Source organism: Neobacillus jeddahensis (assembly GCF_000612625.1).
Taxonomy (GTDB): Bacteria; Bacillota; Bacilli; order Bacillales; family Cytobacillaceae; genus Neobacillus; species Neobacillus jeddahensis.
In genome coordinates this window covers 49,536-61,552 of sequence record NZ_CCAS010000004.1, presented here as the reverse complement: position 1 = coordinate 61,552, position 12,017 = coordinate 49,536, and the positions used below count along the sequence as shown (strand labels likewise).

10 protein-coding genes are annotated in these 12,017 nt (G+C 40.3%); all 10 read left to right on the top strand.

Annotated features, from left to right (window positions below):
• Positions 1 to 37 precede the first annotated feature (37 nt).
• The 10 genes from sdaAB (at position 38) to smc (ending at position 12,009) form a co-directional block, all read left to right on the top strand.
• Positions 38 to 700, top strand: coding sequence for an L-serine ammonia-lyase, iron-sulfur-dependent subunit beta (gene sdaAB / locus TY15_RS02830; RefSeq protein ID WP_040204946.1), 663 nt, complete (start codon positions 38 to 40; stop codon positions 698 to 700).
• Between the two features lie 54 nt (positions 701 to 754).
• Complete coding sequence (gene sdaAA / locus TY15_RS02825) at positions 755 to 1,639, top strand: L-serine ammonia-lyase, iron-sulfur-dependent, subunit alpha (protein ID WP_040204948.1); 885 nt, start codon at positions 755 to 757, stop codon at positions 1,637 to 1,639.
• Entirely contained in the window at positions 1,636 to 3,684 is a 2,049-nt protein-coding gene (gene recG / locus TY15_RS02820; RefSeq protein WP_096911843.1) for an ATP-dependent DNA helicase RecG, read from the top strand. Before sdaAA ends, recG begins: the two co-directional genes overlap by 4 nt.
• Before the next feature lie 172 nt (positions 3,685 to 3,856).
• Positions 3,857 to 4,423, top strand: coding sequence for a transcription factor FapR (gene fapR, locus TY15_RS02815; protein WP_040204951.1), 567 nt, complete (start codon positions 3,857 to 3,859; stop codon positions 4,421 to 4,423).
• A gap of 12 nt (positions 4,424 to 4,435) precedes the next feature.
• A complete protein-coding gene (gene plsX / locus TY15_RS02810; protein ID WP_040204952.1) occupies positions 4,436 to 5,440 on the top strand; it encodes a phosphate acyltransferase PlsX in 1,005 nt (334 codons plus the stop codon).
• Between the two features lie 11 nt (positions 5,441 to 5,451).
• A complete protein-coding gene (gene fabD / locus TY15_RS02805; RefSeq protein ID WP_040204953.1) occupies positions 5,452 to 6,399 on the top strand; it encodes an ACP S-malonyltransferase in 948 nt (315 codons plus the stop codon).
• Positions 6,396 to 7,139, top strand: a complete 744-nt coding sequence (gene fabG, locus TY15_RS02800; protein ID WP_040204955.1) for a 3-oxoacyl-[acyl-carrier-protein] reductase — start codon at positions 6,396 to 6,398, stop codon at positions 7,137 to 7,139. The genes fabD and fabG overlap by 4 nt, the downstream gene beginning before the upstream one ends.
• A gap of 70 nt (positions 7,140 to 7,209) precedes the next feature.
• Positions 7,210 to 7,443, top strand: a complete 234-nt coding sequence (locus tag TY15_RS02795) for an acyl carrier protein (protein ID WP_040204957.1) — start codon at positions 7,210 to 7,212, stop codon at positions 7,441 to 7,443.
• Between the two features lie 208 nt (positions 7,444 to 7,651).
• Positions 7,652 to 8,389 (top strand): ribonuclease III, encoded by a 738-nt coding sequence (rnc, locus tag TY15_RS02790; protein WP_040204958.1) that lies wholly within the window; start codon positions 7,652 to 7,654, stop codon positions 8,387 to 8,389.
• Positions 8,390 to 8,442: 53 nt separating this feature from the next.
• Complete coding sequence (smc, locus tag TY15_RS02785) at positions 8,443 to 12,009, top strand: chromosome segregation protein SMC (RefSeq protein ID WP_040204959.1); 3,567 nt, start codon at positions 8,443 to 8,445, stop codon at positions 12,007 to 12,009.
• Positions 12,010 to 12,017 lie beyond the last annotated feature (8 nt).

Sequence of the window (12,017 nt, the reverse complement as noted above, 5' to 3'; positions counted from 1 at the left end):
GTAGAAAAGTTTGATTTTCAATGGGGAGAGAAAGCCTGTGAAATATAGAAGTGTATTTGATATTATTGGTCCGGTTATGATTGGACCATCGAGCTCGCATACTGCTGGAGCTGCAAGAATTGGAAGAGTCGCCAGAAGTTTATTCGGAAGAGAACCTAAATGGGCGAATATTTCTTTGTACGGTTCATTTGCAAAAACGTACAAGGGGCACGGAACAGATGTGGCCCTTGTTGGTGGACTATTAGATTTTGATACTGATGATGTAAGAATTATCAATGCGATAGATATTGCCAAGGATAAAGGAATGAAACTTCGCTTTATCGAAGAAGACGCCGTGACAGATCATCCGAATACGGCGAGAGTTATTATTGGTGATCATAATGGTGAACTGGAATTAGTAGGGATTTCCATTGGCGGTGGCAAAATTGAAATTATCGAATTAAACGGCTTTGAACTAAAGTTGTCTGGGAATCATCCCGCCATCCTCGTTGTTCACAATGATCGTTTCGGTGCAATAGCTAGTGTCGCTAACACACTAGCTAAATACGAGCTTAATATTGGTCATATGGAGGTCGCTCGTAAAGAAATAGGCAAAATGGCGTTAATGACAATAGAAGTAGACCAAAATATTGATGATAAAATTCTGATTGAACTTGAGCAGCTGCCAAACATTTTAAAAGTAACAAAAATAGTCGATTAATAAGAAAAGCAGAAGTCAAGTACAGGAACTTGAAAGTAAAAAGGGGGAAGGTCTGTGTTTCGAAATGTCGCTGAATTAGTGGAATTAGCTATCAGTCAAAATAAAAAGATTTCCGAAATTATGATTGAACAAGAAGTGACCGTGACAGGTCGTACGAGAGAAGAAGTACTAGCCTTTATGGATCGTAACCTAGCGGTAATGGAACAAGCAGTAGAAAAAGGTATAAAAGGCGTGACATCACACTCGGGATTAACAGGTGGTGATGCCGTTCTTATGCAAAAATATATTGAAAAGGGTAATTTTTTATCAGGAGAAACAATTCTTGATGCGGTTAGTAAGGCGGTTGCAACCAATGAAGTGAATGCGGCAATGGGGACAATTTGTGCAACACCGACTGCTGGATCTGCAGGCGTTGTTCCCGGAACCTTGTTCGCTGTTCAAAAAAAGCTAAATCCCACAAGAGAACAAATGATTTCATTTTTGTTTACAGCTGGTGCGTTCGGATTTGTTGTTGCCAATAATGCGTCAATCTCAGGTGCAGCAGGAGGCTGTCAAGCTGAGGTTGGTTCTGCTGCAGGGATGGCAGCAGCTGCGATTGTGGAATTGGCAGGAGGTACGCCAGTGCAATGTGCGGAGGCAATGGCAATCACGTTAAAGAATATGCTTGGGTTAGTATGTGATCCTGTTGCAGGTCTTGTGGAGGTTCCTTGCGTAAAACGAAACGCGATGGGAGCAGCCAATGCCATGGTGGCAGCTGATATGGCATTAGCTGGCATTACAAGCCGTATTCCGTGTGACGAAGTAATCGACGCTATGTATAAAATTGGTCAAACGATGCCAACAGCATTAAAAGAAACCGCGCAGGGAGGGTTGGCGGCTACACCGACAGGTCGGGAACTTGAAGCCAAGATCTTCGGTATTCCGCTCAAAGAAAAGTGATGTCAAATCTAAACCAAGCAATAACAGTTTTAAGGGGAATTGGAGAAGAAACGGCAGAATCGTTTGCGGAAATGAAAATTTTTACGATTCAGGATTTATTGGAATATTTCCCCTATCGGTATGATGACTACTCGCTAAAAGATTTAACTGAAGTAAAGCATGAGGAGAAAGTAACAGTAGAGGGGAAGGTTCATAGTGAGCCTTCTCTTGTCTATTATGGTCGGAAGAAATCCAAGCTTTCCATCCGCCTTTTCGTTGGTGCCTATTTGATTAAGGTGGTCTTCTTTAACCAAGCCTATTTAAAAAATAAAATCATGATCAATGAAACGATTACCGTAACAGGGAAATGGGATGCCCATCGCCAAACCATTACTGCAAATGAAATGCAAATAGGACAAAATAAGAAAACGACCGATTTTGAACCAGTTTACGCTTTAAGGGGAAAAATAACTACAAAGGGCATGCGGAAATTTATCCATCTGGCTTTTGAACAATTTGGACATTTAATTGAAGAGACTCTTCCAATCTCTTTTTTAAAAAAGTACCGCCTTCTTAATAAATCAGCTGCCATTAAAATCATGCATTTTCCAAACAGTCCTGACGAAGTGAAGCAGGCAAGACGGCGTTTTGTTTATGAGGAATTTCTAGTGTTTCAATTGAAGATGCAAGCATTAAGAAAGTTTGAACGTGAACATTCTCCTGGTATTAACCAAAACTATGATAAATCGAAAGTGATGAATTTTATCGAAGGCCTCCCCTTTCCGTTAACCAATGCCCAAGACAGAGTTGTAAACGAAGTGCTCGTCGAACTGAAATCCCCCTTCCGTATGAATCGCCTCTTGCAAGGTGATGTAGGTTCAGGGAAAACCGTTGTCGCTGCGATTGGGTTGTATGCCAGTGTAACAGCGGGCTACCAAGGAGCGCTAATGGTCCCAACTGAAATCTTGGCAGAGCAGCATGCCGAATCCTTAATAAGCTTATTAGCCTCTTTTGGTGTTAATTGCCAGCTTTTGACAAGTTCTGTAAAAGGAAAACGACGGCGGGAAATCCTTCAAGATTTAGCCGAGGGAAAAGTGGATATTCTAATCGGTACCCATGCTCTCATTCAGGATGAGGTTACTTTTAAAAAATTGGGTTTTGTCATAACGGACGAACAGCATCGTTTTGGTGTGGAGCAGCGGCGAGTTTTAAGGGAAAAGGGAGAAAATCCTGATGTGCTCTTTATGACCGCAACGCCGATTCCACGAACACTTGCCATTACCGTTTTTGGTGAAATGGATGTCTCGATCATCGACGAGATGCCTGCTGGTAGAAAATCAATTGAAACCTATTGGGCTAAACCAGAAATGCTTGAACGTGTGCTGGCGTTTGTCGAAAAAGAATTGGTAAAGGGGCATCAGGCCTATGTGATTTGTCCGTTAATTGAGGAATCTGAGAAGCTCGATGTTCAAAATGCCATCGATGTGCATACTACCTTAAGTCATTTTTTCCAAAATCGATATAAAGTGGGATTAATGCACGGCCGCTTATCCTCTGAGGAAAAGGATAATGTAATGAAGGCTTTCAGTTCAAATGAGGTTCAGGTTCTTGTTTCTACAACAGTTGTAGAGGTAGGGGTGAATGTCCCTAATGCCACCATGATGGTGATTTATGATGCGGAACGATTTGGACTCTCACAGCTGCATCAGCTGCGTGGCCGGGTTGGCCGGGGGAGCGATCAATCCTACTGTATATTGCTGGCAAGTCCAAAATCAGAGGTAGGCCAAGAGCGAATGAGAATTATGACGGAAACGAATGATGGGTTCGTTTTAAGTGAAAAGGATCTTGAGCTTAGAGGACCTGGGGACTTCTTTGGGAAAAAACAAAGTGGGGTTCCGATCTTTAAGGTGGCGGATATGGTCCATGATTACCGAGCACTTGAAACCGCCAGGAGTGATGCAGCAATGCTAATCCAGTCAGAAACATTTTGGAAGGATACAGAATTTCATTATCTAAGAATGCAGCTTGAACAATCAGGGGTTATGGAGGGTGAAAAGTTAGATTAACCCTTTTTTAGTCAATCACGACCGCTCCTTTATAAAGGAGTGGACCCTTTGTTCACCGTATTGTAACGGAAAACTTCCGTTATTCTAATAAAATTTATTCTTGCAATCTGCTTTTTTAAATTTTATACTACTCTTAGTACCTAGTCATAAGATCTCGGACGGTGTGAAAATGATGAGAAGAACGAAAAAGGAACGGCAGCAATTATTAACCTCAACGATTAAAGATAATCCCTTTATTACCGATGAGGATCTAGCAGAAAAATTTCAAGTAAGTGTGCAAACCATTCGTTTGGACCGTTTAGAATTATCGATTCCTGAACTCCGTGAACGGATTAAAACCGTTGCAGAGAAGCGCTTTGAAGATGAAGTGCGTTCATTACCACTGGAGGAAGTTATTGGAGAGATAATCGATATAGATTTGGACCAAAGTGCGATATCGATTTTTGATGTGAAAGAAGAACATGTGTTTAAACGCAATAATATTGCACGCGGACATCATGTATTCGCACAAGCTAATTCCCTTGCCGTTGCTGTAATCAATGATGAATTAGCTTTAACTGCAAAAGCAAATATCCAATTTAAACGTTCGGTTAAATTGGAGGAACGAGTCATTGCCAAAGCACGAGTAACCAATATTGATGAGCGTGTAGGCCGGACGTTTGTTGAAGTGAATAGTTTTGTGAATAATGAACTTGTTTTTACAGGAGAATTTGAAATGTACCGTTCGAAAAATAGTTAAAGGATGAGAAAAATGAGGCTAGCAATAGATGCAATGGGCGGAGATCATGCCCCAAAAGAAATCGTACTAGGTGCAATGAAGGCAGTTCAAACTTTTTCTGATATACATATTACCCTTGTTGGGGATGAAAATAAAATCAAGGAAACACTCGTAAGCCATGAAAGAATTACGATTTTACATACAACTGAGGTAATTCTTGGAACGGATGAACCAGTAAGAGCTGTTCGGCGGAAAAAAACTGCCTCAATGGTGTTAGCTGCACAGCAGGTGGCTGATGGATTAGCTGACGCCTGTATCTCGGCAGGAAATACAGGGGCGTTAATGGCCGCAGGTCTTTTTGTAGTTGGAAGAATTGAAGGAATTGATCGACCTGCCTTAGCACCAACATTGCCAACAATTGGCGGGGAAGGCTTTCTGCTTCTAGATGTCGGTGCAAATGCCGATGCAAAGCCAGAACATTTACTTCAAAATGCCATCATGGGTTCGATTTACAGTGAAAAAGTAAGAGGAATCGCTAACCCAAGAGTTGGGCTATTAAATATCGGTACGGAAGAAAAAAAGGGAAATGAACTAACAAAAAACACCTTTGATTTATTAAAGACTGCCAATTTGAATTTTGTTGGTAATGTTGAAGCAAGAGATTTACTAGATGGTGTAGCTGATGTAGTCGTAACCGATGGATTTACCGGGAATATGGTTTTGAAAACAATCGAGGGTACAGCTCTTTCGATGTTTAAAATGTTAAAAACAGCGTTAATGAGCAGTTTCACAAGTAAATTAGCTGCTGCTGTCTTGAAACCAAATTTCCAAACACTAAAAAATACAATGGATTATTCAGAATATGGCGGTGCTGCCCTATTCGGTTTAAAAGCACCGGTTATTAAAGCTCATGGATCGTCCAATGGCCAATCGATTTTTAGTGCGATTCGGCAAACAAGAGACATGGTAAGTAACGATGTAGGCCAGTTAATAAAACAAGCAGTTGAAGAATCTAATCCCGCAAATATTAAAGGGTAGGGAGTGTTAAAATGAGTAAAATTGCATTTGTATTTCCAGGACAAGGATCTCAATCAGTTGGGATGGGGAAGGAACTAGCTGACCAACACCCCGAGGTAATGGATTATTTTGTGAAAGCTGATAGGCGTTTGGATGTGAAGTTGAGTCAATTAATCTTTGAAGGACCAAAAGAAGAATTGACTCAAACCTTTAATACCCAGCCAGCCTTATTAACGACAAGTATGGCTATTTTAGAGTACTTCCAAAAATCTGGTATCAAAGCAGATTACCTTGCTGGACATAGTTTAGGTGAATACACTGCCCTCGTTGCGGCAGGGGTATTTTCCTTTGAGGATGGTGTATTTGCCGTTCGGAAACGCGGAGAGTTTATGGAGAATGCCGTTCCAAATGGTGAAGGATCAATGGCGGCTGTACTAGGTCTTGATCGTGATACGCTTGATGCGGTCACAAAAGACGTCTGCGCAGCAGGATTTCCTGTTTCATTAGCTAATTTAAACTGCCCTGGTCAAATCGTCATATCAGGTTCAAAAGAAGGTGTAGCACAAGCAGGTGCGGAAGCAAAAGCAGCTGGAGCCAAAAGGGTTCTACCGTTAGATGTAAGTGGACCGTTTCATTCCACTCTTATGAAACCGGCCGCAAATCAATTGCGTGAAGTATTGGATGCCGTTGTGATGAAGGATGCTTCTGTTCCGGTGCTCGTGAATGTTTCTGCAGAACCAATTAGCGAGGCGGCTGAAATTAAGGACAAATTAATTGAACAACTATATTCTCCAGTGCTGTGGGAAGATTCGGTTGTGAAAATGATTGCTCTTGGAGTCGATACCTTCATAGAAATTGGTCCTGGTAAAGTACTTTCTGGTTTAATCAAAAAGATTGATAAGACGGTAAAAACATATTCGGTTTCGGATGAAGCGAGTGCACATGTGGTAATAGATGACTTAAAGGAGGGTACACTATGAATTTAACAGGGAAGACAGCGCTAGTTACTGGCTCGTCGCGTGGGATTGGCAGAGAGATTGCTCTTGAGCTAGCTAGACAAGGCGCAAATGTAGCGGTTAATTTTTCTGGCAGCGAAGCCCAAGCAAACGAAGTTGTCGATGAAATTAAGGCACTTGGTCGAGATGCATTTACAATTAAATGTAATGTAGCTAATGCTGAAGAAGTATCAGAAATGGTTAAAGGAACAATTGATCGCTTCGGTAAGCTTGATATTCTCGTTAATAATGCTGGAATTACGAGGGATAATTTATTAATGAGAATGAAGGAAGAGGAATGGGATGATGTAATCAACATTAACCTGAAAGGTGTCTTCCTTTGCACAAAAGCTGTTACAAGACAAATGATGAAGCAACGTGTAGGCAGGATTATTAATATTGCATCGATTGTGGGAGTAAGCGGAAATCCTGGTCAAGCAAACTACGTAGCCGCTAAGGCAGGTGTGATTGGTTTAACCAAGACCACAGCGAAAGAACTCGCATCACGTAATATTACCGTAAATGCGATTGCTCCAGGCTTTATTACTACAGATATGACCGATAAACTTTCTGATGAAGTTAAGGCAGAAATGTTAAAACAGATTCCATTGGCTCGTTTAGGGGAACCAAAGGATATCGCGAAAATGACAGCTTTTATCGCTTCTGATGACTCTTCATATATTACAGGCCAGACATTCCATATTGATGGCGGAATGGTAATGTAAATTTAATTTAATTTTACATTTATCTTTTTAAAGAAATACTCTATAATAGCTTGAGGGGAGGTGAACAAGCATGGCAGAGGTATTAGAACGTGTTACAAAAATCATCGTTGACCGCTTAGGTGTTGATGAATCTCAAGTTACGCTTGAAGCTTCATTTAAAGATGATCTTGGCGCTGATTCCCTTGACGTTGTTGAACTAGTAATGGAATTAGAAGATGAGTTCGATATGGAAATTTCTGACGATGATGCTGAAAAAATCGGCACAGTTGGTGACGCTGTTAATTACATAAATAGCAGTAAGTAATCACGTTAGATTTTTACAAAGCTCCGTTTGAAAACGGAGCTTTATTATGTCTAGCTACGGCTTCTTGTCATGGTGACGTAGCTTTTCTTCCTGTATGATAGAACTTGGCAGAGAAAACTATCTGCCAAGTTTCTTTGCGTTTTTATCAATATTTTTTTAAACTTAGAGTAGGGTAGTATGTAAATTAGATGCAAGGTGGAGAACATTTATGCGCAAGAACAGTAAGGAAAAAGAGTTGAATCGCGCAAAAGACAATCAATTTAAAGTTTTTCTAGAGTCACTTGGAATGACGATCGATAATGAAAAATTATTAAAACAAGCATTTACTCATTCATCCTATGTGAATGAGCATCGCAGAAAGCCTTTCGAAGATAATGAAAGACTAGAATTTTTAGGAGACGCTGTCCTTGAGCTTACTGTTTCACAATTCCTTTTCAAAAAGTATCCCACAATGACAGAGGGAGAATTGACGAAACTACGGGCAGCTATTGTATGTGAGCCTTCGCTTGTAGCCTTTGCAAATGAGCTTGAATTTGGAAGACTCATTCTACTAGGTAAAGGAGAAGAGATGACTGGCGGTCGTGAACGTCCGGCATTACTGGCAGACGTATTCGAAGCCTTCATTGGCGCTCTTTATTTGGATCAAGGAATCGATAAAGTAATCATATTTCTTGAAAAAGTCGTCTTTCCTAAAATAAATGCTGGTGCTTTTTCTCATGTGATGGATTTCAAAAGCCAATTACAAGAATTAATTCAACGGGATGGAACGGGTATGATTGAATATCGTGTCCTACAAGAAAAAGGACCTGCTCATAGTAAGGAGTTTGTCTCAAAAGTATCCTTAAATGGTGAAGAATTAGGAATTGGAACTGGAAAATCAAAAAAAGAAGCGGAACAGCATGCTGCCCAAATGGCACTTAAAGTATTAAAAACAAAAACAACCTAGAATGATTAATGATTGCAGGAGAAATCCCGGTGCAACATAGGGAGGATAAAGAAATGTTTTTAAAACGGTTGGACATTATTGGCTTTAAATCATTTGCTGAACGCATTGAAGTTGATTTTGTCCCTGGAGTTACCGCAGTGGTTGGTCCAAACGGGAGTGGAAAAAGTAATATAACCGATGCCATTCGTTGGGTACTGGGTGAACAGTCTGCTAAATCACTAAGAGGCAGCAAAATGGAGGATATTATCTTTGCTGGAAGTGATACACGAAGAGCCCTCAATTTTGCCGAGGTAACCCTTACATTGGACAACACGGATCAAGGAGTAGGCTTAGATTTTAATGAAGTGAGTGTGACGAGAAGAGTTTCCCGCTCTGGTGAAAGTGATTTTTTTATTAATAAGCAATCATGCCGCCTGAAGGATATTATAGATTTATTCATGGATTCAGGTCTTGGTAGAGAAGCTTTTTCCATCATTAGCCAAGGGAAGGTTGAAGAAATCCTAAATAGCAAAGCGGAAGATCGCCGGACTATTTTTGAAGAAGCGGCCGGAGTTTTAAAATATAAAAACAGGAAGAAAAAGGCGGAGGCAAAACTATTTGAAACACAGGACAATTTAAACCGTGTGAATGATATTTTACATGAGCTTGAAGGTCAAGTAGAACCACTGAAAATTCAAGCTTCAATGGCAAAGGACTTCTTAGAGAAAAAAGAAGAACTTGAAAAAATAGAGGTAGCACTTACCGTGTATGAAATAGAAGACCTCCACCAAAAATGGGAACAATTCTCGAAACAGCTTGAAGGACATCAGCAAGAGGAACTGAAGCTTTCAACCGAATTACAAGTAAAAGAAGTAAAGCTCGTGGAAACTAGGGACAAGATTTCCGCTCTGGATGAGTCTATCACCGATCTGCAAAATGTCCTTCTTTATGCAAGTGAAGAACTTGAAAAATTGGAAGGCCGAAAAGAAGTTCTGAAAGAACGGAAGAAAAATGCGGCTCAAAACAAGGAACAATTAAAAACCAATATTTCTGAACTGACTGAACGAGTCGAACAGCTTAAGTCAAATCGTGATGCACAAGCGATATCTGTTAAAGAACTAGAGAATCAGGTGAAAGATTTACAAGCTGTACTCAAAGAAAAACAAGAAAAACTACAATTATTCGCTGAAAATATGGAGGAGAAAATAGAGACCTTAAAAAGCGAGTATATTGAACTGTTGAATGAGCAAGCTAGTGCAAAAAATGAAATAAAGTATATTGATCAACAACTAGAGCAGCAGGAGCGAAAAAACACCCGTCTGGATGCAGAAAATGAAAAATTTCTACAGGATCGGCTAGCTGCACAAAACAAAAGGGTTGAAATTCAAACTGCCTTAGATGAAATACAAACGAACTTAGCTAATCAGGTGAGTGGATTTTGTGAACAACAGCGTAGGCTTGAAACGGTAAGAAATCAGTACGAAAAGCAAGAAAAGACGTTATATCAAGCCTATCAGTTACTTCAGCAGGCAAAATCGAGAAAAGAAATGCTTGAAGAGATGGAAGAGGACTATGCAGGTTTTTTTCAAGGGGTAAAAGAAGTACTAAAAGCCCGTGACAATCAGTTAAAGGGAATCGAGGGTGCAGTTGCGGAGCTCGTTACTGTGCCAAAAGAGTATGAAACCGCTTTTGAAACGGCATTAGGTGGTGCTCTTCAGCATATTGTTGTCGATACCGAACAAAATGCACGAATGGCGATTCAATATTTAAAACAGCATTCGTATGGACGGGCTACCTTTTTACCTTTAAATGTCATCAAAGGGAGACCGCTATCTTCTGCCCAACTTTCTTCCATTCAAAACCATCCATCACTAGTCGGGCCAGCGGTTAGTCTTGTCACCTTTGATCAAAGATATAGTGAGGTTATGTCAAACCTACTTGGTAATGTTGTCATCACCAAAGATCTAAAAGGGGCAAACGAACTGGCAAAAATTCTTCAGTACCGGTGCCGTCTCGTCACATTAGATGGTGATATCGTCAATCCTGGCGGGTCGATGACTGGTGGTGCACTAAAACAAAAATCATCTTCCTTATTAACAAGAAAAGGTGAACTGGAAAGCTTAAAAGAAAAGCTTGTGATGATGGAAGAAAAAACAACCACGTTAGAGGCTACTGTAAAGACCTTAAAAGAAGCTGTCCAACAGGCAGAGAAGAAATTAGATGAGATCAGGCAAAACGGTGAAGATTTCCGACTGCGTGAACAAGCCGTGAAGGGAGATCTTCGTGAAGCAACGCTTGAGGAAAAGAATATTAATGATCGTTTAGCTATATATGATCTTGAAAAGGGACAATTTTCTGATGAAAAAAATACGCTTATAACGCGGAAAATGGAATTATCAGAAGCAATCGAGACTTACAAGATTTCGATTGTGGAGCTTGACAAGCAAATCGTCGATCTTACGGAACAAAAAACAAATAATCTTACGTCTAAAGAAGCGTTGACTAACGAAATCAATGATTTAAAAGTGGAGTTTGCCTCTAAGAATGAACAATTTATGAATTCGAAAGAGCGGTTAGCGCTCGTTTCCGAGGATTTAATAGAAAGCGAGCAGAAGTTGACAATTTTTACGGAAGATCTAAATTTATTAACTTCTGAAATGACGAACAGCTCCTCTGGTGAGGAACAGTTAGAACAAGCAGCAAAACGAAAACAGCAAGACAAGGCGGCCACTTTACAGTTAATTACAGAGAGAAGACAAGAACGCTTATCCCTTCAGGATTCACTTGAGGACACCGAGTTAGAGGCGAAAGAACTAAAACGGCTCCACAAAGGGATGATTGTTGTTTTAAAGGATGAGGAAGTTAAAATTAACCGTTTAGATGTTGAACTTGAAAACAGACTTGTACATCTCAGGGAAGAATATCTTTTATCGTTTGAAGGAGCAAAGGAGCAATTTTCTTTAACAATGCCTGTTGATGAAGCGAGGAAAAAGGTTAAATTGATCAAACTTGCGATTGAGGAAATTGGAAATGTCAATATTGGCGCTATTGAGGAATATGAACGTGTTTCCGAGCGTTATGAGTTCTTAAATGAACAAAAGACAGACCTTCAAGAAGCAAAGGATACTTTATACCAGGTGATAGAAGAAATGGATACGGAAATGAAAAGGCGCTTTGCTCAAACCTTTGAGGGGATCCGTGTGCATTTCGAACCTACATTCCGGACGCTTTTCGGAGGGGGGAGAGCGGATTTAGTTTTAACAAATCCAGAAGACCTTCTGAATACTGGAGTGGAAATCGTTGCGCAACCACCAGGTAAAAAGCTGCAAAATCTAGGTCTATTATCAGGTGGTGAACGGGCGTTAACGGCAATTGCTCTGTTGTTTTCTATTTTAAAGGTCCGACCAGTTCCTTTCTGTATACTTGATGAGGTGGAAGCAGCCTTGGATGAAGCAAATGTGTACCGTTTCAGCCAATATTTAAAGCGTTATAGTGAAGAAACGCAATTTATTGTTATTACCCACCGCAAAGGGACAATGGAGGAAGCAGATGTCCTATATGGGGTTACCATGCAGGAATCAGGCGTGTCAAAGCTAGTTTCAGTTCGTTTAGAGGATACAAATGAATTAGTTGAATCATAATGTTAGGA

Excerpts from the sequence above, each read along its gene's own strand:
- fapR (WP_040204951.1), top strand. The coding sequence starts at position 3,857 with ATGAGAAGAACGAAAAAGGAACGGCAGCAATTATTAACCTCAACGATT.
- plsX (WP_040204952.1), top strand. The coding sequence starts at position 4,436 with ATGAGGCTAGCAATAGATGCAATGGGCGGAGATCATGCCCCAAAAGAA.
- fabD (WP_040204953.1), top strand. The coding sequence starts at position 5,452 with ATGAGTAAAATTGCATTTGTATTTCCAGGACAAGGATCTCAATCAGTT.
- fabG (WP_040204955.1), top strand. The coding sequence starts at position 6,396 with ATGAATTTAACAGGGAAGACAGCGCTAGTTACTGGCTCGTCGCGTGGG.
- TY15_RS02795 (WP_040204957.1), top strand. The coding sequence starts at position 7,210 with ATGGCAGAGGTATTAGAACGTGTTACAAAAATCATCGTTGACCGCTTA.
- rnc (WP_040204958.1), top strand. The coding sequence starts at position 7,652 with ATGCGCAAGAACAGTAAGGAAAAAGAGTTGAATCGCGCAAAAGACAAT.
- smc (WP_040204959.1), top strand. The coding sequence starts at position 8,443 with ATGTTTTTAAAACGGTTGGACATTATTGGCTTTAAATCATTTGCTGAA.